At 55.6% G+C, this 23,099-nt stretch carries 21 protein-coding genes; 10 read left to right on the top strand and 11 right to left on the bottom strand.

The genetic code is table 11. The features are described 5' to 3' along the window. Window positions 1-41 precede the first annotated feature (41 nt). The 5 genes from AC2FI8_RS14285 to AC2FI8_RS14265 all read right to left on the bottom strand — a co-directional run bounded on the left by AC2FI8_RS14285 (window position 42) and on the right by AC2FI8_RS14265 (window position 5,629). Window positions 42-1,037, bottom strand: a complete 996-nt coding sequence (locus AC2FI8_RS14285; protein WP_496779718.1) for an aldo/keto reductase — start codon at window positions 1,035-1,037, stop codon at window positions 42-44. Next, window positions 1,027-2,007 (bottom strand): sugar-binding transcriptional regulator, encoded by a 981-nt coding sequence (locus tag AC2FI8_RS14280; protein WP_496725646.1) that lies wholly within the window; start codon window positions 2,005-2,007, stop codon window positions 1,027-1,029. The genes AC2FI8_RS14285 and AC2FI8_RS14280 overlap by 11 nt, the downstream gene beginning before the upstream one ends. A gap of 3 nt (window positions 2,008-2,010) precedes the next feature. Beyond that, entirely contained in the window at window positions 2,011-3,006 is a 996-nt protein-coding gene (locus tag AC2FI8_RS14275) for an ABC transporter permease (RefSeq protein ID WP_496779716.1), read from the bottom strand. 14 nt (window positions 3,007-3,020) lie between these two features. Next, window positions 3,021-4,541, bottom strand: coding sequence for a sugar ABC transporter ATP-binding protein (locus AC2FI8_RS14270; RefSeq protein WP_496779714.1), 1,521 nt, complete (start codon window positions 4,539-4,541; stop codon window positions 3,021-3,023). A gap of 71 nt (window positions 4,542-4,612) precedes the next feature. After that, on the bottom strand, window positions 4,613-5,629 hold the full coding sequence (locus AC2FI8_RS14265) for a substrate-binding domain-containing protein (protein WP_496779712.1): 1,017 nt from the start codon (window positions 5,627-5,629) through the stop codon (window positions 4,613-4,615). A gap of 977 nt (window positions 5,630-6,606) precedes the next feature. Between AC2FI8_RS14265 and aspT the strand changes: the two genes are divergently transcribed. Beyond that, window positions 6,607-8,307 carry an aspartate-alanine antiporter gene (aspT, locus tag AC2FI8_RS14260; protein ID WP_496779710.1) on the top strand — a complete coding sequence of 567 codons (1,701 nt, stop codon included), beginning with the start codon at window positions 6,607-6,609 and terminating at the stop codon, window positions 8,305-8,307. A gap of 107 nt (window positions 8,308-8,414) precedes the next feature. Here the strand turns inward: aspT and AC2FI8_RS14255 are convergent, their stop codons facing one another. The 6 genes from AC2FI8_RS14255 to urtA form a co-directional block, all read right to left on the bottom strand. After that, a complete protein-coding gene (locus AC2FI8_RS14255) occupies window positions 8,415-10,046 on the bottom strand; it encodes a bifunctional aspartate transaminase/aspartate 4-decarboxylase (RefSeq protein WP_496779708.1) in 1,632 nt (543 codons plus the stop codon). Between the two features lie 1,079 nt (window positions 10,047-11,125). Beyond that, the gene (urtE, locus tag AC2FI8_RS14250; protein ID WP_496779706.1) at window positions 11,126-11,821 is read right to left on the bottom strand and encodes an urea ABC transporter ATP-binding subunit UrtE; all 696 of its coding nucleotides are present in this window, start codon (window positions 11,819-11,821) and stop codon (window positions 11,126-11,128) included. A gap of 3 nt (window positions 11,822-11,824) precedes the next feature. Beyond that, on the bottom strand, window positions 11,825-12,565 hold the full coding sequence (gene urtD, locus AC2FI8_RS14245; RefSeq protein WP_170519429.1) for an urea ABC transporter ATP-binding protein UrtD: 741 nt from the start codon (window positions 12,563-12,565) through the stop codon (window positions 11,825-11,827). After that, a complete protein-coding gene (gene urtC / locus AC2FI8_RS14240; protein ID WP_496779704.1) occupies window positions 12,562-13,791 on the bottom strand; it encodes an urea ABC transporter permease subunit UrtC in 1,230 nt (409 codons plus the stop codon). The genes urtD and urtC overlap by 4 nt, the downstream gene beginning before the upstream one ends. Before the next feature lie 3 nt (window positions 13,792-13,794). Further along, window positions 13,795-15,747 (bottom strand): urea ABC transporter permease subunit UrtB, encoded by a 1,953-nt coding sequence (gene urtB, locus AC2FI8_RS14235; protein ID WP_496779701.1) that lies wholly within the window; start codon window positions 15,745-15,747, stop codon window positions 13,795-13,797. Between the two features lie 62 nt (window positions 15,748-15,809). After that, complete coding sequence (urtA, locus tag AC2FI8_RS14230) at window positions 15,810-17,090, bottom strand: urea ABC transporter substrate-binding protein (RefSeq protein WP_496779699.1); 1,281 nt, start codon at window positions 17,088-17,090, stop codon at window positions 15,810-15,812. 443 nt (window positions 17,091-17,533) lie between these two features. Between urtA and AC2FI8_RS14225 the strand changes: the two genes are divergently transcribed. The 9 genes from AC2FI8_RS14225 (at window position 17,534) to ureG (ending at window position 22,948) form a co-directional block, all read left to right on the top strand. Next, on the top strand, window positions 17,534-18,301 hold the full coding sequence (locus AC2FI8_RS14225) for an urease accessory protein UreD (RefSeq protein WP_496779698.1): 768 nt from the start codon (window positions 17,534-17,536) through the stop codon (window positions 18,299-18,301). A gap of 1 nt (window position 18,302) precedes the next feature. Further along, window positions 18,303-18,605, top strand: coding sequence for an urease subunit gamma (locus AC2FI8_RS14220; protein WP_496725658.1), 303 nt, complete (start codon window positions 18,303-18,305; stop codon window positions 18,603-18,605). 18 nt (window positions 18,606-18,623) lie between these two features. Continuing rightward, window positions 18,624-18,785, top strand: coding sequence for a hypothetical protein (locus AC2FI8_RS14215; protein WP_496725659.1), 162 nt, complete (start codon window positions 18,624-18,626; stop codon window positions 18,783-18,785). Beyond that, window positions 18,782-19,114 (top strand): urease subunit beta, encoded by a 333-nt coding sequence (locus tag AC2FI8_RS14210; RefSeq protein WP_496725660.1) that lies wholly within the window; start codon window positions 18,782-18,784, stop codon window positions 19,112-19,114. Before AC2FI8_RS14215 ends, AC2FI8_RS14210 begins: the two co-directional genes overlap by 4 nt. Further along, window positions 19,089-20,849 carry an urease subunit alpha gene (gene ureC / locus AC2FI8_RS14205; RefSeq protein WP_496769462.1) on the top strand — a complete coding sequence of 587 codons (1,761 nt, stop codon included), beginning with the start codon at window positions 19,089-19,091 and terminating at the stop codon, window positions 20,847-20,849. Before AC2FI8_RS14210 ends, ureC begins: the two co-directional genes overlap by 26 nt. A 130-nt stretch (window positions 20,850-20,979) precedes the next feature. Further along, window positions 20,980-21,201 (top strand): DUF1127 domain-containing protein, encoded by a 222-nt coding sequence (locus AC2FI8_RS14200; protein ID WP_170519457.1) that lies wholly within the window; start codon window positions 20,980-20,982, stop codon window positions 21,199-21,201. A 31-nt stretch (window positions 21,202-21,232) separates the two neighbouring features. Further along, window positions 21,233-21,685 (top strand): urease accessory protein UreE, encoded by a 453-nt coding sequence (locus AC2FI8_RS14195; protein ID WP_170519459.1) that lies wholly within the window; start codon window positions 21,233-21,235, stop codon window positions 21,683-21,685. Continuing rightward, the gene (locus AC2FI8_RS14190; protein ID WP_496779695.1) at window positions 21,669-22,322 is read left to right on the top strand and encodes an urease accessory protein UreF; all 654 of its coding nucleotides are present in this window, start codon (window positions 21,669-21,671) and stop codon (window positions 22,320-22,322) included. Before AC2FI8_RS14195 ends, AC2FI8_RS14190 begins: the two co-directional genes overlap by 17 nt. Then, window positions 22,319-22,948 (top strand): urease accessory protein UreG, encoded by a 630-nt coding sequence (ureG, locus tag AC2FI8_RS14185; RefSeq protein WP_170519465.1) that lies wholly within the window; start codon window positions 22,319-22,321, stop codon window positions 22,946-22,948. The genes AC2FI8_RS14190 and ureG overlap by 4 nt, the downstream gene beginning before the upstream one ends. Window positions 22,949-23,099 lie beyond the last annotated feature (151 nt).

Here is a 23,099-nt window from a genome sequence, read left to right as displayed (position 1 = left end):
CAGTGTTTCAATGGTCTTTGTGTTTTGGTTTTGATCCGGGATCAGGCGTCCAGATCGCTCAGGTGGTGTTTTGCTTGTTGATCGATTGTCGCAATATCTTCAGCCGACAGGCGCAATTGGCCCGCCCGTGCGTTTTCAGCCGCTTGCATCGCATCCCGCGCCCCACACAGTGAAAAGGTGATGCCCGGCTGCTGAACAGTCCAGGCGATGACTGTCTGCGCTGGCGTCGCGCCGTGCGCCTCGGCAATCGGCGTTATGGTTTTCATCAACTCAGCAACCTTTTCCCGGTTGCCCTGCGAAAAGCCCGGGTTGTCCTTGCGCTGATCATCGCCGGTAAAGACCCGGTCGGGGCCGACCTTGCCCGTCAACAGGCCAAGCGCCAGCGAGGAATAGCTCAGCACCGAAACCCCGTTCTCGCGGCAGACGGGTAGAAGGCTGCCTTCGATGTCACGTTTGACCATCGAATATTCTTCCTGAATGGCGTCCAGCTGACCGGCGGCGACATAGGCGCGAACGTCGTCCGACGAAGTATTGCTGGCCCCGATGGAGCGAATTTTGCCCTGCTGCTTGAGCATCTCCAGCGCCTCCATCGTCTCGGCCACCGGTGTCGTCGTGTCCTGCCAATGGGTGATGTAGTGGTCGATATAGTCGGTCCCCAGACGGGTCAGGCTTTGTTCGACCTCATGAATGATCGCATCCTTGCCCAGATAGCGATGCACCGGTCGGCCGTCATAGTCGAAGAAGTGGTTGCCTTTCTGCGTGTGCCAAACCAGCCCGCATTTGGTGGCCAGTACCACCTGATCACGACGGCCTTTCAGCGCCTTGCCCACGATGTCCTCGGCCACGCCTTGCCCATAGGCCGGGGCGGTATCAATCAGGGTCACGCCAGCATCGACCGAGGCCTGAATTGCGGCGATGGATTTGGCCTCATCTGTGCCACCCCACATCCAGCCGCCTATGGCCCAGGTGCCGAGCCCGATGGCCGAGGCCTCGATCCCGGACGTGCCGATTTCACGTGTCAGCATGTCATGCGACATTCTGCGTTCCTTCCATTTCTTCCAGAACCGCCTTGGCGGTCTCTTCATCGACAATCAGTGAATCCAAAAATTTACCGTTCAGCGCCGCAGTGATCGGCTGCACCTTAAGCGGGCCTGCGGTCACACCGATCACCCTTGTGCATTCGGCCAGATCACCTGGCGGCAATGCGACCAGACGCGAGTTCAGAGCGTAGTTCGATACAGCGCCGTTGCTGTGGATCAGATGCGCCAGAAACTCGCCCACGACACCCATCCCAATCAGCATCTTGCGATCCGCATCCGGTACGGGATGCAGGTCGTAATAGCTTGAACATTCCGGCTCTATCGAACCGATCCCGACCAGCGCCACATTCGCACGCCGTGCCAGATTCAGTACGTCGCGGATCGAAGCGACGTCCATCAGCATGTCCCGCTGTTGCTGGCTTTCGGCAAACAGCGGCGCATGCATCAGCATCGTCTGACCGCCCAGACGTTCCGCCATCTGCGTCGCCAGATGGTTGACGTCCGTGTAATACTTGCCCTGAACCCCGCCGGTCAGCGGCACAACGGTCACGTCAAAGGATTGTTCGGGGGCCAGGCTTTCCACAACGGCGCTGACAGCCTTGCCGCCGGTAATCGCAATCACGTCACCGTCGCGCAGGGTCTCGACCAGACGACCCGCAGCGGCGCGTCCCACCTGTTGCAACGTCGTCTCGACACTGCCCGACACCGAGGGCGTCACCACTGCATCGTTCAGACCGGTGGTCTGTGCCAGCTCGCGCTCCAGATCCATCAACGTCTGGAACGGGGTTTCGATGTCGATCTTCACCATACCCATGCGGCGGCCCTGCGTGATCAGCCGGTTCACCTTGGACGTCGACAGGTTCAGCGCCTTGGCGATGTCAGACTGTTTCTGCCCTTCGATGAAATGCAAAATCAGCACCGTGTGGATCTGTCGGATCAGTTCAAAGTCCTTTTGTTTATCCGTCATGGTCTACCCCCGCCGTTTGTTGAGGTAATGATCGATAGTCACCGCGCTCAGCAGGATCGAGCCGCGGATGATATCCTGCCAGTAGACCGACACATCCAGCAGGGCGAGCGAGCTGGACACCAGCGACAGCAGGATCACCCCGAGGATCGCACCCAGGATCGAGCCCGAGCCGCCATTCAGGCTGGCCCCGCCAATCACGGCGGCGGCGATGATCGTCAGCTCTAGCCCCAGACCAAAGGTGGGCTGGGCCGAGCCGAACCGCGCCATGTAGATGATCCCGGCGATCCCGCACAGGGTCGAACACAGGGTGGTGGTCAGGAAGATGACCTTTTTGGTCCGAATGCCGGAATACGCGGCGGCCTTTTCGTTGCTGCCGGTGTAGAACACCTTGCGGAACATGGTCGTCCGACGCAGCATGAAATCAAAGGCTATCACAAAGACCAGAAAGATGATGATTACAATCGGGACTGGTCCGATGCTGCCTTGCCCGATGAACTTGAACTCCGGCGGTAGGGTATAGAGGCCCAAGGGTCGTCCTCCGGTAAACAACAGGCAGGCGCCGCGCGCGATGACCATGATGGCCAGCGACACGATGAAATGATGCAGACCCACGCGGGTCACAAAAAACCCCATGAAAGCTCCGATCCCCGTGCACAGAGCGATGGAAATTGCTGAGGCAACCCAGGGGTCTACTCCGCTGAGAAACAGCCAGCCCGCGATCACCATTGCCAAGGCCGTGACCGAACCGACCGACAGGTCTATCCCGCCCGAAATCAACAGGATCGTCATCCCAATCACCAGAATGCCATCGACCGCAAAGGCCATCGACATGGCCCGCATATTCGCCCAGGTCAGAAAGTAGGGCGAGGCAAAGGACATGATCAGGAACAGCCCCAGAATGATCACGATCAGCCCTGTTTCACGCATCCGAAACAGCCGTTTCAGCGGCGAGGTGCTGTCGCTCGGGTTTGCCTGGGCCATATTCACTGTGTTGTCCATCTTGTTTTCTCCGCTCATGCAACCGTGGCCTGCGCATCCATGACCGAGGCCAGATGCATGATGTTTTCTTCTGTCATATCCTCACCCGTTACCTGACCGCTGATATGCCCTTCGCGCACCACCAGCACCCGGTCACACACACCGATCAGTTCCGGCAACTCCGAGGAGATCACGACGATTCCGACGCCATCCCGCGCCAGATCCCGCAGAATGCGGTGAATTTCCGCTTTTGCGCCCACGTCGACCCCGCGGGTCGGTTCATCCAGAAAGATCAGCCGCGGGTTCACCGACAACATCTTGGCAAGCGCCACCTTCTGCTGATTGCCACCTGAGAGCGACGACACCGGATCGGAGAGGGATCCGTATTTCATGTTCAGCTTTCGACCCAGCGCTTCGGCCTGCGCCTCCTCCGAGGCCGATTGAATCAACCCCAGCCCATTGGCTACCTGGTCGGGCTTCAGGGCCGAAATATTGGCCGAGATCGGCAGGTCCAGAAACACGCCATCGCCTTTGCGGTCCTCGGACAGGTAGACCATGCCCTTGGCGATGCTGTCCTGATAGGTACGTAGGTTAAGCTTCTCGCCATTCAGCCAGACCTCTCCCGAGATGTCGCCTTCCAAACGGCAGATACCCTTGGCGATCTCGCTGCGGCCTGCGCCGATCAGCCCGGCGATGCCCAAGATTTCACCCTTTTTCAGGCTGAAGGATACATTGCGGAACCGTGTCGCCTCGGTCAGGTTGCGCACATCCAACAGGATATCGTCCGATTTCTCGTCTTTGGTCTGTTTCTCGGGATACAAATTGTCGATCACCCGTCCGACCATGGCGTTGACCACGTCCGAGGGCTGAATCTCTGCCACATTCTGCTTCACGATATGTTGGCCATCCCGGAACACGGACACCCGGTCGCAATTGTCGAATATCTCGACCATGCGGTGCGAGATATAGATGATGGAAATACCTCGATCCGCCAAGTCACGCATGATCCCGAACAGGGTCTGTGCCTCGGCCTCGGTCAGTGCGGCGGTGGGTTCGTCGAGGATCAGGATACGGCAATCGAGGGTCAGCGCCTTTGCAATCTCGACCAGTTGCTGGTTCGAGATCGACAGGTTCTTGACCAAAACGGCCGGATCAATATTGCTGAGCTGGCGAAAGACGTCGCGGGCCTCATGCTCTAGCTTTTTGTAATCCATCAGCCAGGACCTGCTGACATTTGTCTTGGCCATAAAGATGTTTTCGGCGACTGACACATCCGGGCACAGGGCGATTTCCTGATGGACAAACCCGATGCCCAGACGCTGTGCCATTGTCGGCGAGGTGATCTTGACCGGCTTGCCATCCAGCATGATCTGCCCGTCATCGGGTTGCAGGATGCCATCGATAACGTTCATCAAAGTCGATTTACCGGCCCCGTTCTCGCCTGCGATGGCGTGTATCTCACCTTTGCGCAGTTCAAAGTCGACGCCGCGCAAGGCTTTGACTGGGCCAAAGGACTTGCTGAGGTTCGAGATTTTCAGGATCACATCGTCTTGCATGACACCATCGCGCCCAGTTTCGTTTAGGATGGGCGCTGCCTTCGATTACAAGGCAGCACCCTTTTCGGGGATCAGGCCGGATCGCGGCCTTCCATATAGACGTTCAGGTCAAAGCTGTCGGCATTGTCCTTGGTGATGACGGCAAAGCCATTGTCCATGAACGGGATCTGAACCGGGTTGAAACCACTGGTTTGCCAGTCGTTGAACGGGTCAAAGACATCCGCCCGATTGGCCAGGTGCACCGCCATGAAGCCCATGAAGCCCTGCACACCCTGGTTGGGGTTCAGCGACATGTGAATGTTGCCCGCCTTGATATGTTCCAGCGTTGTAGGCGTCACATCCGCATGCATGATCAGCAGGTCCGAGTTCGCTTCCAGCTTGGCCGCAACCGCGCCTTCGGCTGAACCTGCCTCAGGGATCCAGATCGCGGCCACATTCGGGTTGGCCTGAATGATCGACGCAGTAGCGCGATAGGCGGCGTTGCTGTCCTGATTGGTGGCCTGACGACCGACCAGGTTCATGGTCGGATAATTCTCTTCCATATATGCGACCAGGGCCGTCACGCGTAGGTCGTGGTTCGATTGGCCCGGGTTCTCCAGCACCGCATATTCCGCGCTGTCACCCACTTGCTTGACAATCTCTTCGGCGGCAAATTTCGCCTCGGCCAGGTTGTCCGACGTAATATACGCGGTCCGGTCCGAGTTCGGGCTGTCGGCGGCAAAGGTTACAATCTCGGTGCCGTTGCCGATGGCCCGGTTGATCGGCTCGATGAACGGGTCCGACTGCATGGGGTGCAGCAGGATACCGGCGGGGGTCTTGACCAGATCCTGTTCGAACGATGCGATTTGTTTGGTGATATCGTAATCGGGTGTGCCCGAGAATACCGTTTCGCAGCCGAATGCCTCGGCCGCCTGTTTGAAGCCCTGGTAGACAGGCACCCAGTAGGGGTGGCCCGAGACCATGACGTTCATGATATACGTCTCACCGGGTTCGCACATGATCCCCTCAGCCGCCGCCGGAGCTGCGGCCGAGATGCTGCCGACGAGTGCAGTTGACGCAAGAACTGTCTTGAGTTTCTTATAGTTCATGGAATTCCTCCCTAGGTCGATTGCTCGTCGCTCCTGAAATAGTTATCCTCCACAGCATCAGGAACGCAAGAAATTTCAGTGCGCGCATTTTGTTGCACAGCTTTATTCATAGGTGGAGCGTGCGCTTGGTCAACGAAGTTTAGGACAATTCCCAAAACTTGAAAAAAATTTCACAAATACTCGCGCTGTGTCGCCGACTATCGGTTGTTTCGCAATCTTTTGTAAAAGCCAATCTAGGCGGTTTACTGGACACATCTATCCTGCGGATAATGCAATTTGTGGGCAGCTCCGGTGTTGCAAGGGTTTTCTTTGTGATTTTGATCGTTTTGCGTAGCGGTCATTTGTCCGGCCTATTTGTGCGGCGCGTTTGACCGCTGGCCCTGATGAAATCCACATGCTGGATCCCTATCAAGCCCGAAGTGGACATTGGATTTGAAGCACACTTGGCGGGTCAGCGGAAAAAGCTGCCAGCCCGGATGACCGTCTTTTCTCCAGCGTAAATTTGTTGGTTGTCTTCCAATAGACCCACTAAAAGTCGCACGTCCACAAGGCCGCCATACTCTCGGAACTGGAATTGCCTGAGAAAGAGACTGAAGACTTAAGTGCGTTTATGAAGACGCTATCCTGTACACAGTCGCCCGTGGTTCAAACTTATGGCATCATTCCTGCAGATCAGGTCAGAAAAAAAACCGCCGTTCGCTGCAACTTACGTGAGTATTTGTAGCTTGTCCGAAGGGTACACAAAAATCCATCGGGATGGCCAAAAATCACACCCAAAAACAAAGAGTGAATGGTGTGACTACATTCCATAAAGTTGCCTTTTAGGTTCCAAATGCACCTGCCCTTGAAAAAGTTTATTCCGAGTACTTTCGAAAAGTCCGCACGATGCCCATCGTCTAAATTTTCTTGTTTTCAATACAGTAAGGCGCTGTATCTTGAACGGAAAGGACCACCGTTGGGACGCGGGAGATTTCACAATGGAATTGATTACAGAACAACTGCGCGCCTTCCCGATCATGGCACTGTTTCTTTGTCTGGGTCTGGGATACGGCGTAGGGAAGTTTCGGGTCGGCAAGTTCGAACTGGGGGGCATCGCTGGTACATTGTTGGTGGCGGTCTTCATTGGCCAGATCGGCGGTATCAACCTCAGTACCGATGTTCAGAATGTTTTCTTTTCCCTCTTCATTTTTATGGTTGGCTATAATGGCGGCCCGCAATTTTTTGCGGCCTTGAACCGAACTGCGCTGACCAAGTTACTTGCCGCGTTTATGATGACCCTCTGGGGGTTGTTTTTTGTTATTGTTGTGGCTCGGTTGGCCGGCTTGGACAAAGGGTTGGCGGCTGGATTGGCCGCTGGTGGCCTGACACAATCTGCAATCATCGGCACCGCTGGAAATGCCATCGATCTGCTTGGGCTGGCCGCAGATGAGGCAGAAAAGCTAAAAACCAACATCGCCGTAGGATACTCGGTTACTTATATCTTCGGCTCGATCGGCCCAATATTGGCAGTTAGTGTCATTCCAATCATCATGCGTGTCGACCTGCGGCAAGAAGCGATTAAGCTGGCTCAGAAACTCAGCGGCGGCGGTCGCAAACTAGAGGAAGGTGAGTTCCTTCCTATGAACCGGTTTGACGCCCGAGCCTATCAGGTAAATGCCGATGCAACCATTGCCGGAAAAACCGTCAAAGACATCGAAAGCGGTTATGATGGTGATCTGATCGTCGAACGGTTACTCCACGATGGCGCTCCTGTGGATCCGAATCCTGAAACAGTGGTCAATGCCGGAGACGTTGTGGTCGTCTCCGGCCTCGTAGCGACTTTGACCCAGTTCGAGGGTAGCGCCAGTGGTGAAATCGGAGAGTATCCTCCTGAACTGACGGTTGTAGAGGAACGTCGCAACGTAGTGGTCACCAACCGCAAACTGACCGGCAAAACGTTGGCAGAATTGAGCGAGGCTCTGACAGCGGATCAAAGGCGCGGCGTTCACATCTCAAAGATCACCCGCATGGGCCATGATGTCCCTGTCCTGCACAACACCGAGATACACGCAGGTGACGAGGTCAGTATTGTCGGTCACAAGGACGATCTGAATCGAGTTGCGAAAGTTGCGGGCTACGTTCCGCCTTCGGCCTCGGTAACCAATTTCATTGCATTGGGGATCGGCGTCGCCATCGGCTTTCTGATAGGAGAGATCAGTTTTGTCATCGCAGGAACCAAAGTGGCTTTGGGGTCCGGTCTCGGTTGCCTAGTTACAGGGTTGATCATCGGCTACATGCGCATCCGGCGACCCAAGATCGGCGGCATTAACCGAGGGGCCGCGAATTTCCTTCAGAGCTTTGGACTAGCTGTGTTTGTTGGTGTCGTTGGCCTCAATGCAGGCAAGCCCGCACTAGAAGCGATTCAGGAATATGGGATCACGCTGTTGCTGTTGGGTGTGGTGGTTACATTGATGCCCATGATCGTGCAGTTCCCAATCAACTATTTCGCCCTGCGTATTAAAAACCCGATTGAGGCCTGTGCGGTTGTGACCGGATCACGCTCGGGCAATCCCGGTTTTGCGACACTATTGGAAAAGGCCGGAAACTCGACTCCCACACCAGCTTTCACCATGACCTATGCCGTGGCTAACATCTTCCTAACGCTCTGGGGACCGTTGGTTGTGGCTTTTGTTCCGTGAGTCAAACCGGAAATGGGCGCGACAACCGGGGTCCTAACCTGGACGGGTGGGATCAGCGTTTGTGCAAACCATCACGCTGATCCGTTCCTCTTTGCTATTGCTAGATCTCAACCGTGCAACGGCAGTCCTTTCGAGGCACGGTAGGCCTGCACGTAACCCGTGGCCACCGCGCGCACCGCTCTTCCGATCTGGCGGTAAGCACTATCATCCAAATTGGCGAACGATACCCGCGCTGACCAGTTGGGCGCGTCAAAGCCCGATCCATTCAGCAAAACGATCCCGTGATCCTGAGCCAGTTTGAAGGATATATCTAGCGGGTGGACATTCTCTTTAATCCACTCGACCACCTCCTCTCCCACGTATTTACGGAGCCAGAATTCGAAGTCGATGATACCGTAGTATTTGTCGAACAGCGGGTTATCTGGAACTTCGATGCCCATCCCTTCGACCAACTCGTCAAAGCGGTGCTTCAGAATACCCCAGCAGAATTTCTGATAGGCCTTCTCTTCGTCCATAAGCTCGACCAGTGAAAACAAAGTCATCATCACCTGCTGCGGCAGTGATAGACCTGCGGTGTGGTTCAGCGCAACATCGCGGCTGTCGGCGACGATCCGGTCGATGAACTTGAACGAGGATGGATCAGGCGTCAACGTTTCGTACCGTGCGTTGACGACGGCCTTGGTTTCGTCCGTAGCCTCCGCAATCATCTTGTCGAAGATGTTGTTCTCGGCCACCAAAATCGCGCCCAAACGCCACCCGGTGCAACCGAAATACTTGGAGTACGAATAGACCCCGATTGTGTTCTCAGGCAGATGCCCCAAGATAGACTGAAAATTCGGAACGAAGGTCCCGTAAACATCGTCAGTCAGAATGATCAGGTCCGGGCGGCGGTTCTTTACGAACTCGACAAGCCGAGTCGAGACTTCGGGGCTGATAGCGACTGAAGACGGGTTGCCCGGGTTGACCAGAAATAGTGCTTTGACTTTCGGGTCGGACAAGATTTCGAAATCATCGTCGTTCAGTTGAAAGTGGTCCTCTTCTTTCGAAGATACATCCACGGTGTTCAGCCCATAGTCTTCAAGTACCGGCATTTCCAGATAGGGTGTGAAAATCGGTGTGCCCAACGCAATGGTGTCGCCGGCATTCAGCAACCGCTGGTTCTTGAGTGCCTTGAAAATATAACACATTGCAGCGGTTCCACCCTCAACTGCGTAGATATCGAACTTCGCATCCGGGCGGTGCCCCGCGCACATCGCCCACATAACGTATTCGTGGACAATCGCCTCGTTGTGCTCCATGCACCGGTCGGGCATCGGGTAGTGGTCGCCAACAATACCGTCGGTCAACTCGAGCACGAAATCGTCCGGTGTAAAACCAAATTTCTCAATCGCAAAATCCACTACGGCCACCAAAGTTCCCGCCCCTGGAGGGCCGTTTCCTTCAACCGATTTGGAACAATATGCTTTTAGCCGGTCATAACAGCCTGGCCCTTGCGGCATCCCGGCCAAACCGACCTGCGGCTCATTACGATGGCGCTGAGCTTCTGTCATAGCGAACTGCCCTAAAAGGAAAAACGCCTCCCGCGCTTTAGTGGCGATCCAGTTAGGGTTCCCTCGACCGGCATTGAGGTATGGCAAAGCCATCTGCCGCGCCTCTTTTTGCGCCAACTTAATAAGTTCGTCTTTGATTTGGAAAGGACTTAGGTTTTCAAATCTATGCAGGTTGAGTGATTCTGGCATGACATCAAATCCTTGCGTTAAAACAGATGACGTAGTTTAGCGGATCGCATGCAAGACATTGTGTCAATTAAAACAACGCTATTTGAAGGGAACGGTGTAAAACCGAATACTACTAGTCTTCGTAACAAGCCTTGGGCGTAACCATTTTGCAAGGCAGACAGAGTGATGGAATTTACGCCGAGGCTTTGGGCTCGGTAGTAACATCCCACGAACATTTGCAAAGTTCTCTATCTGCGCATAGCTGCCATTTTTGAGGATCCATGCCGCAACTGCATCGAACGGCAGCTTGGTGGCCAGACTGTTACTTTTTCAGTTCGACAGAATGATACAATCGCAAATTGCGGTGGGGTTTTCTTCCCCACCATTTTCCTTTCGTGGGCCAGCGGGATTTGGACAGGTCAAACGCTCTGGCCGTCAGTGTGAGGGCGCGGCCCTCCCCCTCGGGCAACCCTATTAGACCCGCCGTGTCCTCGGCCGTGCCTGCGGGCCGCACCACCCCTGCCGATTAGCATTGCCTCGCCCCCTCCCGCGTTCGCCACGTGGCAGATCAGCAGGAACAGGCGGCTTCGCCGTCTGATCTGCAAATCAGCCCTGATTTCCGGAAGGGAAGCCAGATCAAACGAAACAGTCTACGGGAGTACGAAAAAGGGGGTGTTGGGTCAGTTTATGACGCAAAGGTCAATTTCGTCTGACGTCCAACTGTCAGGCGACACATAGTTTTGCCACTCAATGACAGCTAAGCTATTGATTTTGAATCATGCGGAAATTCTTCTGCGCACAGGTTTTGCCATTTGCGACTCAAAAGCCTTCCACAACATGGGTACTTCTAGATAGCCGTCATTACTCGAAATACGGTGAAAGCTGGGAAAGCGTCTACGTCGAACTTCAGCACGAAATGAAGTCCGTCATGTGATCAAATATACTTGCCCTTCAAGGAAGGAGACACCGAAGACGGGATTTCAGAAGAGAATACAGTTTCAATTGAACGTATTCAGAGGATCAAACCAAATCCCGAGCCTAAATATAACCAAGTTTTGCGTTTCATTCTTCAATCCTGAAACCCATTTCAAGCATCTGCTTTAGACAGTTACGGCCTGCAACAACTTATCGCGTGTCACGTCTTCCCTAGTGCCGTTGATCAAGACTTCTCCGCGTCGCAACACGATAAATCTGTCGGCAAGGTCATAGGCAAAGTCAAAGTATTGCTCCACCAGGATGATTGCCATTCCGCTCGTGGTTCTGAGGTGCCGGATGACTTCGCCTATCTGTTGGATGATGTTGGGCTGAATTCCTTCGGTCGGCTCGTCCAACAGCAGCAGGCGTGGCCGCGTGATCAGTGCCCGCGCGATCGCCAGCTGTTGCTGCTGACCGCCAGAAAGGTCACCTCCGCGACGGTTTTGCATCTGTTTGAGGACCGGGAACATATCAAAAATTTCACTTGGGATGAAATGCTCGCTGGCTGGCAGACAGGCGTACCCCGTTTCAAGGTTTTCGCGAACTGTGAGCAAAGGAAATATTTCACGACCTTGTGGAACATAAGCCACGCCTTTCCACGCCATTTGATGAGCAGGCAGGACACCCAAAGGTTTCCCGTCCAGATCCAGATTGCCACCCGAGCGCAGATGCGTACCTGATATTGCTTTCATCAGGCTGGTTTTCCCGACACCATTGGTCCCCATGACACAAGTCACTTCACCTTGTCTGGCTTCCATGGAAATCCCGTTGAGGATCTGCGAATGCCCATAATGTAAAGTCAGATCAGTCAGCTTCAGCATTGTTTAGCGCCCTAGATAAACGTCGATGACGTCCTGGTTAGATGTCACGTGATCAAGACTGCCTTCAGCCAAGGCGGACCCTTCGTGTAAAACCGTGACTTTGCAATTCAGGCGTCGGACAAATTCCATATCGTGTTCCACCACGACAACGGCACGGGTTTTGGCGGCTTGTACCAGTAAGTCGGTGGTGTGTTCGCGCTCCTGCGGTGTCATGCCGGCGGCAGGTTCGTCCACCAGCAAGAGTCGTGGCTCCTGGGCCAGCAGCATGCCAATTTCCAGCCATTGTTTTTGACCGTGGCTCAGTTCACCAGCTTTGCGGCTTAGGTCTTGATGCAGACCGATTTCGACAGCCAGATCTTCAACTTTCTGCAAATCCTCAGTGGTGGTTCGATAGAAAAGCACGTGAAGCCAGCCACGTTTGTTCTGAAGCGCCATCAGCAGATTTTCGTGCACGGTCTGGTCTTCGAAAACCGTTGGTTTCTGAAACTTCCGCCCGATCCCAGCCTGCGCAATTTTTGCTTCGGAAAGTCCCAACAAAGATAGGGATTTCTCTCCCCAGATGACACGCCCTTCATCGGGCCGGGTTTTACCTGTGATGATGTCCATGAACGTAGTCTTACCGGCCCCGTTCGGGCCGATCACTGCGCGAAGCTCAACGTCGCCGATCTGGAACGACAAGTTGTTGATAGCTCGGAAACCGTCGAACGTGACCGAAACACCGCTAACCTCAAGCAAAGTGTTCATTCCATGGCCTCCTTCTCTCGCAGGGCGCCGTCACCCGGTCCCAAATTTGCCCCATGCCTGTCCGGGTGGCGGCGGTCGGTCCACAAGTCGAACAATCCTCCGATGCCCTGCGGGGCAAACAACGTAACCAACACGAAAGTTACGCCCAGTAGCACCTGCCACCAGTCGACCCATTTGATCGTGTAAAACCCAAGCGAAATATCCGGGGCCTGCCCGCCCGTGAACCACGTACTCAGAAGGCTGACAAAAGCTGCGCCAATTACCGCGCCGTACAAGCGGCCTCGTCCACCGATGGCGACCCAGACGGCCAAATAGATCGAGGCGATGGGGGCCATCTCCTCGGGATTAATGATGCCAGCTTGCGGATAGTAAAGCGCGCCGGCAATGGCTGCGATGCAAGCAGTCAGGGTGAAGATGGCCAGCTTGTAGACCTCGACCGAGTAGCCAAGGAAGCGCACTCGTGCCTCGTTATCGCGAATGCCGCGGATGACCGAGCCGAACTTGCCTGACACGATCCATGCGGCCAGCATATAGCCCAGACCCAGCGCCAGTGCTGAAGCCCAGAGGAACCAGATCGACACCACGTCCTGCGAGGCGGTGACACCTGGCAGGTTCTGCAAGCCGGACAGCCCGTTATTGCCGCGCAAGCCGCTGTCGTTCTGGAACAGGTACAGGGCCAGCGCCAGAGTCATAGCCTGCGTCAGAATCGACAGATACACACCGGTGACACGGCTCCGGAAAGCCAACCATCCGAAGATCAGCGCCAGCAAACCGGGGGCCAACACAACCAGAACAAGCTGCAGGGTCAGGCTGTGGGAAAACGCCCAGATCAACGGAAATTCCGACGATCCGACAACGCCAAAGACTTGTGTAGCGATGGCGTCCACCACCTCGGCCGAAGTCGGTGGAATTTCGGCCTGTGCCAGCGAGTCTACCACGATCAGGCGTGTACGCTCGTACATCAGCCACATACCGATCATGTAGCCGCCCAGCCCGAAAAAGGCGAAGTGGCCCAACGACAGGATGCCAGTGAAGCCCCAGACCAGATCCATCGCCACTGCGATCAGGCACAGGCACAGGGTCTTGCCCAGTGTTTTAACGAAACTGGTCGAGATTACGCCGATCCCGAAACCCTCGGACAGGATGGTCACGCTCAGGGTGAACAGGGACAGGATGGCAAGAAAGACCAGCACGGATGGGTTCTTGGAGATAAAGCTGCGTTCCATGGCTCAATCCCCCGCCGCGCGGCCCTTGAGGGCGATGATGCCCCTTGGCCGGAACTGGATGAAAATGATGATGAAGATGATCATGTAGGTTTGCGCCGCGAGGGTGTTCGATGGGTTCATCCACTCGATCCCTTTCTGCAGAAAGCCGATCATTCCGGCACCCGCCAGCGCGCCCCAGATGTTGCCGACACCGCCGACAACGACGGTCATGAAGCTTTGTACGATATAATCGTTGCCCAAATCTGATGTGACCTTGGCAAAGAGGCCGATGGCGACACCCGCAATCCCGGCGATGCCCGAGCCCAGCCCGAAGGTCAGCATGTTCACCCGCCCCGGATTGATCCCCATCGACCCCGCCATGCGCGGGTTCTGCGTCACCGCGCGCATCTCAAGCCCCAGCCGGGTCCGTTTCATGATGTAGAGGAACAGCCCCAGAAAGATCATAGCCAGCACGAAGATCGCGATGCGGATATAGCTGATCGCGACCACGTCGTTCAGCACCCACGCCCCGTTGAGCCAGCCTGGAGCGGTCAGCGGACGAGCCTGTGTACCAAAGATGTTCTTGGCCAGTTGCTGCAGGGCAATTGAGATACCGAACGTCGCCAGAAGTGTCTCCAGCGGCCGGGCGTATAGCCAGCGGATCACCAACCTCTCCATTGCGACACCCATGGCAAATGTCACGGCAAAGGCCATGGGGATTGCCACGACGATCGAAAGCGTGTGGTCAGGGATAAACTGTTGCACCACGTAGCCGGTATAGGCGCCCATCATAATAAACTCACCATGGGCCATGTTGATCACGCCCATCACGCCGAAGGTGATGGCCAGACCAATGGCGGCGAGGAAATAGATCGACGCCAGTGAGATCGCGTCCAGCGTCAGGTCGAGTGTTTGGTTCAGGCCGACCTTCAGTTCGATCTGTTCCAGAGTTTTCTCGGCTGCTTCGGTGACCTCAGCAGACGACTCGCTGTAGGTCTCGAAGAATACATGCGCGTTTACTGCAGCGTCGATGTCTGCGTCCGTGAATAAGGCTGGCACAAGCCCGGCCTCTGCCAGAGAGGCATACGCACGCTCGCGCATTGCATCTGAACTCAGTTGCGCGACGGGAATGTTACCTACACGACCACCGACAATGTTAGTCGATAGTGCCGCTCTGATATCATCCGCTGAAACACGCGGTGGGGCGAGGTTTCCCGCAACGAGCAAGTCATATGCTTCGTTGGACGTTAAGACTTCTGAGCCCACTTCAAGAATAACTGCGACGTTCAGGTCCGTGGGCAATTCGAGAGCGGCGTGCCGGGAGGTGACGACCAAAGGGTTCAAAGCGGCACGAACATTTACGCCCAGATCGCCGGACATTTCTTCGATTGCGGCCACGCGGGCTGCGGTATCTTCATCAAATCCAATCGTCAGCAATCGTTCAAGCCGCTGTTTTTGCGCTTTCAATTCCGTGTCCGGTTCATCGTCTATCGAAGCCCGCAGCGGCTCTAATAGTGCGCTTTCGGGATCACGCTGAATGGATTGCAGGGCCGCCAGCCGCTTCGCGCGGTTGGGATCGGTCAGTTGGAACTGCACCAACGCTGTCCCAATCATCGCGCGGATACCGCTGTTGGGCTTCAACTGCTTAAGCTCGGACTTCTCGAAGGTGCCGACGATCGCACCTGTATCGAAATCGGTCAGTTCATACGACCGCCCCTCACCTTTCTGGCCAGCGAAGAACAGACCGTCAGACTTGCGCATCCACATGTTTTTGGCGGCCCATGTCTCAAGCATTACTTGCGCCTGAGGCAAACCGCTCGACGCAATAGCATCAATCGCCGGTTTGATCGTCTTACGCGAGCTTTTGGCGATGATCTCCTGATGTTCTTGCAGGATCGGTTGCAGACCGACCTCTTGAGCGTTTGCAGTCAGGCAGGCGCACAGGATTGCGAGGCCCGCAAGGAAAAGTCGTACCATGTGGTGAAACCCGAATGTCTTTTGTGGCAAGGCGGGCAAACAAACCCGCCTTGCGTGGTCTGTTAGTAGTTCGACAGGGTCTGAACGCAGGTCTTGGTCTCGGTGTTGTACATACCGCAACCCAGCTCTTTCCAATCAGAGACCAGCACAGCCGACTCCGGAAGGAAATCAGTCCACGCGTCACCCGGCACGACTTCGGTTTCGCTGATGATATCGAACTGGCCGTCTTCCTGAATCTCACCGATCAGAACCGGTTTCGCCAGGTGGTGGTTCGGCAGCATCACAGCCGTACCACCAGTCAGGTTCGGGAACTCTTGCCCATACATCGCACCGCGGACGGCATCGACCTCGGTGGAACCGGCCTCGGTCGCCGCGTTCACCCACATGTTGAAGCCGATGTAATGCGCCTCCATCGGGTCGTTGGTCACGCGCTCGTCGCCCATGGTGGCTTTCCAGGTGTCCACGAATTCTGCGTTGACCTCGGTATCCGCCGACTGGAAGTAGTTCCAAGCGGCGAGGTGACCGACGAGGTTGGTGGTATCCAGACCGGACAGTTCTTCCTCACCGACCGAGAAGGCCACGACCGGAATGTCATCTGCCGAAACACCAGCCGCTGCCAGTTCCTTGTAAAATCCGATATTGGCGTCACCATTGATGGTCGAAATCACGCCGACTTTCTTGCCATCCGCGCCTAACGCGACCACATCAGCCACAATCTTGGACCAGTCGGAATGGCCGAAAGGGGTGTAATTGACGAAGATATCGTCATCAGCAATACCCTTTTGTTTCAGATAGCTTTCAAGAATATTGTTGGTGGTTCTGGGGTAGACATAGTCCGTGCCGAGCAAAGCAAATTTCTCGACCCCCAGTTCCTCCAGAAAATAGTCTGTCGCAGGGATTGCCTGTTGGTTCGGCGCGGCGCCGGTGTAAAATACGTTTTTCGAGGACTCCTCGCCCTCATACTGAACCGGGTAGAACAGCAGGCCGTTCAGCTCTTCGATGACCGGCAGCACCGATTTCCGGCTAACCGAGGTCCAGTTGCCAAAGATCACGTCCACCTCATGCACGGTCAGCAGCTCGCGCGCTTTTTCAGCAAATAGCGGCCAGTCGGATGCGGGGTCGACCACAACCGCCTCAAGCTGCTTGCCCAGCAGGCCGCCCTTCGCGTTTTGCTGATCGATCAGCATCAGCATTGTGTCTTTCAGCGTGGTTTCCGAGATCGCCATCGTGCCGGACAGCGAATGCAGCACGCCAACCTTGATCGTGTCCTCAGCCGACAGTGCGGCGGTGGCCATGGCAGCAAATACAAGTGATCCGGCGAGCGTGGATTTGAGCGATTTCATATAATCCTCCTGGCGGGGCCGGGAGAGAGGGCTTGCGCAAAGGCACACTCTTCTTCTACCTGATCCCCGCAACTGTTGTTGCGTTCCGTGTGGCGGTTGTGTTCGAGGTCCAATTCGCGCAGCCGTCACACACCCCCGGGTCGTTTCCGCGGTGGTACCCATACGGTTTCTGCATCGCAGCAAGCTTGGCAACTTACCATTTACCCAATTTGGGAAATCGGCGAGATGCGCCTATTTTTTCATCCAAGACCGGGGTCGCTGTCTAAAATTTAGACGCGCGATGTCGAAATAAGCAGATTTCGACACTGTAGATTAGTGTTCCGCCCCTTCAACAGAGAAACAGGTGCCACCAAACCAAGCTCTATAGGTGCCTTATTACCCAAGTTACAGCCATATTGCCCACGCACAGTGCTGTTCCACCGCGTGCTGCAGGCGCCGTCAGCTTGAGCACCAAGCAATTGGGCGACAGGACGGTGCTGAACAAGTTTCGCCAGTCCGGGTCTTTTAAGTGCCTGTTCCCCAGAACCAATACACCTGATCTTGCCGCGGTTCTCTTAAACACTGCCGGCGGTGTAACCGGCGGCGATTCATTTCGATTTGCCGGCAAGGCGGCGAAAGGAACGGCGCTGACCTTGACAACACAAGCCTGCGAGCGCGCCTACAAGGCCAAGCCGCAAGAATGTGGCCAGATTACCAATCATCTGACAGTTGAGGCCGGAGCCCGGCTGAACTGGTTGCCGCAAGAGACTATTCTGTTCAATGGCAGTGCTTTGGACCGCCGCCTCAGGATCGATATGGCGCCGGATGCCGAGATGCTGATGGTAGAGCCGCTGGTCTTCGGTCGCGCGGCCATGGGCGAGACACTGACCGACATCCGCTTGCGCGATCAGATAGAGATTCGACACGCAGGGGCGCTGGCGTTTCTGGATACGATACGGTTCTCGGGGAATTGGCACTCTCACCTTTCGAAGCCAAATGTTGCAGATGGCGCGGGTGCGATGGCGCTGATCGTCTTTGCGTCGAAAGCGGCCGGAACTCGACTGGATTCCATTCGCAAAATGCTACCCGATACTGCCGGCGCAACCTTGATCCAACAGGACCTGCTGGTCGCCCGTATTCTGGCCGACAACAGCTTGGCTCTTCGCCGCACATTGATGCCGATTTTGCGCCGGTTGAACAAAGACACATTACCCCGATGCTGGATGCTCTGACATGAACCTGACACCTCGTGAAAAAGACAAACTTCTGGTCGCCATGGCCGCCGAGGTCGCCCGAAAGCGGCTGGACCGCGGCGTCAAACTGAACCACCCCGAGGCTATCGCCCTGATCACCGACGCCGTGGTCGAGGGCGCGCGAGATGGCCATTCGGTTGCCGACATGATGCAGGCCGGGGCTGAAGTGATCACCCGCGGCCAATGTATGGAAGGCGTGCCCGAGATGATCCACGAGGTGCAGATCGAAGCCACCTTCCCGGATGGCACCAAGCTTGTGACTGTCCATAACCCTATTCGCTAAACCTCAGAGGAGTTCCCAATGTATCGCATGCTGTTTCCCGCCCTTATTCTGGCTGGCCCTGCCATGGCCCATTCGGATACCCATGTTCACTCCCATGGCAGTGATTATGCCCTGCTCGCAGCTGGGCTGGCATTGATCGCGGTCATCGCTGTCACAGTGATTATGAAACTGCCAAAATGATCCCCGGTGAGATCATACCCGCCGAGGGTTCACTGACGCTAAATGCCGGACGCAGCAGTCGTCTTGTTGTTGTCGCCAACACCGGTGATCGACCCGTTCAGGTCGGCAGCCATTACCATTTCGCCGAAGCGAACTCCGCCTTGGATTTCGATCGCTATGCAGCTTTAGGGATGCGATTAGACATCCCAGCAGGTACTGCCGTGCGATTTGAGCCGGGTCAGACTCGCGAGGTTATGCTGGTGCCCTACGACGGGCGCCGCCACATCTACGGTTTCAATATGCATATCATGGGGGCTCTGAAAAATGCCGGGCAAAATCAGTCGGAGTGACTACGCCTCTATGTTTGGCCCCACGGTCGGCGACAAAGTACGATTGGCGGATACCGATCTGATTATTGAGGTCGAGAAAGACCTGATCGTTGAGCGTGCAACAGCCGCGCGTTTCAGCGAAACCGGGCACCGCGAAGACGTCTATGGCGAGGAGGTCAAGTTCGGTGGCGGCAAAGTCATTCGTGATGGAATGGGGCAATCTCAGTTCACGCGCGCCGAGGGCGCCGTGGATACGGTGATTACCAACGCGCTGATTGTCGATCATTCCGGTATCTACAAAGCGGATGTGGGGCTTAAGAACGGGCGGATCGCCAAGATCGGCAAGGCGGGAAACCCCGATACGCAGCCTGGCGTAGACATTATCATCGGTCCGGGGACCGAGGCAATCGGAGGCGAGGGCCGCATCCTGACGGCGGGCGGGTTCGACAGCCATATTCACTTTATCTGCCCACAACAAATCGAAGATGCGCTGCATTCCGGCCTGACCACTATGCTGGGCGGCGGCACCGGTCCGGCGCATGGGACGCTGGCGACCACCTGCACCCCCGGCCCCTGGCATATCGGGCGGATGTTGCAGGCGGCAGATGCCTTTCCCATGAATCTGGCCTTTGCAGGCAAGGGCAACGCCTCATTGCCCGCAGCGCTTGAGGAACAGGTCCGTGCTGGGGCCTGCGCCCTGAAACTGCATGAAGATTGGGGCACGACCCCTGCCGCTATCGACTGCTGCCTATCGGTGGCTGATGCGATGGATGTGCAAGTGATGATCCACACCGACACGCTTAACGAATCTGGATTTGTCGAAAACACCGTGGCCGCCATAAAAGGCCGCACGATCCACGCCTTCCACACCGAAGGCGCTGGCGGAGGCCATGCCCCGGACATCATCAAGATCTGCGGCGAGAACCACGTTCTGCCGTCTTCGACGAACCCGACGCGGCCCTTCACCGTGAACACAGTCGAGGAACATCTGGACATGCTGATGGTCTGTCACCACCTCGACAAATCTATTCCCGAGGACGTAGCCTTTGCAGAAAGCCGCATTCGGCGTGAGACAATCGCAGCCGAGGATATCCTGCACGACATGGGTGCTTTCTCGATCATCGCGTCTGACAGTCAGGCCATGGGTCGAGTTGGAGAAGTCTTGATCCGCACGTGGCAAACCGCAGACAAGATGAAGAAACAGCGCGGGCGCCTGCCCGAGGAAACCGGTGAGAACGACAACTTTCGCGTCCGCCGCTATATTGCGAAATACACCATCAACCCGGCCATTGCACATGGCCTGAGCCACGAGATTGGTAGTATCGAGGAAGGCAAACGCGCTGACCTCGTCCTGTGGAACCCGGCCTTTTTCGGCGTTAAGCCCGAGATGGTTCTGCTGGGCGGCACGATAGCCTGTGCGCAGATGGGCGATCCCAACGCGTCGATCCCTACACCGCAGCCGGTTTATAGTCGCCCAATGTTTGGCGCTTACGGACGGTCGGTGGAAAACTCGGCGATCACATTTGTCTCGCAGGCGGCCCATGTGGATGGGATCGGTGATACACTGGGATTGGCAAAGCAAACCGTCGCCGTCCAAAACACACGAGAAATTGGCAAGCGGAATCTTCTGCTGAACAACGCGACACCGCATGTCGATGTTGACCCGGAAACCTATGAGGTGCGCGCGGATGGCGAATTGCTTACCTGTCAGCCTGCCGAAGTTCTACCGATGGCACAGCGATACTTTATGTTCTGATTAAAATTTACGCTGCATTGCAGCAAACGCATCCCGGGCATGACCAATCGCCTACTACTAAGCGAGTGAAAGATGACAGATATTAGAACGGAAGGGAGGACCAACGTCTCGCAATTTTACGAGGGTCCCAATGGCACACACAGAAAATCAACAGCATTCCGGTTTTTCCGTATTCGGTCTGTTCTCGGCAATTGGTTCGTCGATCTATTCGGCTCTTGCTCGATTGGCAGAAGCACGATCGCGCACCGATCAAATCCAGTTCCTGCAATCGCTGAGCGACGAAGAACTGCGCAAACGCGGCCTGTCACGCGACCGGATCGTACAACACGTTTTCGCGGGTTCTATCTGGTAATAGCTACCCGTTCCACAGAGGGGGCGCTGGCATGACCATCCTCCTTTGTACAGCACGGCGGTATTCTGATCATCTACACGGCGAGCCTGCAGATGCCCTGTCGCTGACCTATGAAGACCGTTTTTTGCGGCGCAAGGTTCTGACCTGCGAAAGTGGTGAACAGATTCTCATCGACCTGGCACAAACGACTTCGTTGAACCACGGCGGCGCGTTGGTTCTGGACGATGGTCGCGAAGTGGAAATACAGGCTGCGCCCGAAGCATTGCTGGAGGTAAAAGCCCCGGATCTGACGCGCATCGCGTGGCATATCGGCAATCGCCACACGCCTTGCCAGATCGAAAAGGCTCGCCTGTTGATCCAGGTTGATCACGTAATCCGAGATATGCTTCTTAAAATCGGGGCTACCGTGCGAGAAGTGCACGAGCCGTTCACCCCTGAAGGCGGCGCCTATGGCCACGGCAGGACCCATGGCCACACCCACTGACGCCGACATCCTGACGCTGACACAATGGTTGTCCCCTGCCTATCCTGTGGGGGGGTTTGCCTACTCTCACGGACTTGAATCCGCGATTGACCGGGGAACCGTCGCGAATTCTCAGGATACCGAAGCCTGGATTTCAGATGTGCTAGAATATGGCTCTGGTTGGAATGATGCTCTGTTCGTTGTGGCGGCCTTCAATGCGCTGGACAAAGATGAACTGATCAACGTCGATGTCACGGCGCGGGCCTTTTGCGCGACATCCGAAAGGCTCATGGAAACCGAGTTGCTGGGACAGGCCTTCGGAAATGTCACCAAAGGTGTCTGGGAATTGGACCTTGGGCACTTCACCTACCCCGTCTCGATTGGACGGGCTGCAAGACTACAAAACCTTCCCTTGCTGCTGACGACCAAGATGTTTCTGCAAGCATTCGCAAGCAACCTTGTCGCCTGTGCCACGCGCCTTGTGCCACTTGGACAGACCGATGCTCAGAGGTTGATCCGCCAACTGACACCGCTGTGTGCCCAGATTGCTGAAAACGCAAAAAAGGCGAGTCTGGACGAGTTAAGCTCTACTGCGTTCTTGGGGGACATTGCGGCCATGAAACACGAAACACAATATTCGAGGATTTTCCGCACATGACCAGTATAAACGGCCCTCTTCGCGTAGGTATTGGAGGCCCGGTAGGAGCCGGAAAAACTACTTTAACCGCCGCCTTATCTGAAGCGCTGCGCGATGTCTGTTCGGTGGGTGTTATTACCAACGACATATATACGCAGGAAGATGCCGAAGCGCTGATGCGCATGCAGGTCCTGCCGCGGGACAGGATCATCGGCGTCGAAACTGGCGGTTGCCCGCATACAGCAATTCGCGAAGACGCCTCGATCAATTTGGCCGCCGTCGCCGAGATGCAGACACGTCATCCGGATCTCGACATTGTTTTGATTGAAAGCGGAGGCGACAATCTATCAGCCACATTCAGCCCGGAACTGGCGGATCTGACCATCTACGTGATCGATGTCGCCGCAGGCGAGGAAATCCCCAGGAAAGGCGGACCGGCGATTACGAAATCGGACATCCTTGTAATCAACAAGACCGACCTTGCGCCGCATGTTGGCGCTTCGCTGGAGGTTATGGAACGTGATGCGCAAAGAATGCGTAAAGGACGGCCCTTCTTGTTCTCGTCACTTCGTCACAGAAGCGGGGTCGACACAATTGTGGATCTGCTTGTGAAAGGGGGAGGTTTAGAGGTTTCGAAAGCGAGTTAGCTCCCGAGACGAAGAGGCCAAGTTATCGATGCTCAAAGCTGATTGGACAAACCGAAAGCACGATCATCATTTTGGCATTTGTCTGGATGTAATATTTTGTTTTTGTTTGCAGGCTAACTGCAAACGAAATTCACCACGGCATTTTTGACAA

This window comes from Ruegeria sp. CDSB029, from assembly GCF_059611125.1.
Note: the sequence above shows the minus strand (reverse complement) of the source record. Positions and strands in the feature narration are given on the sequence as shown.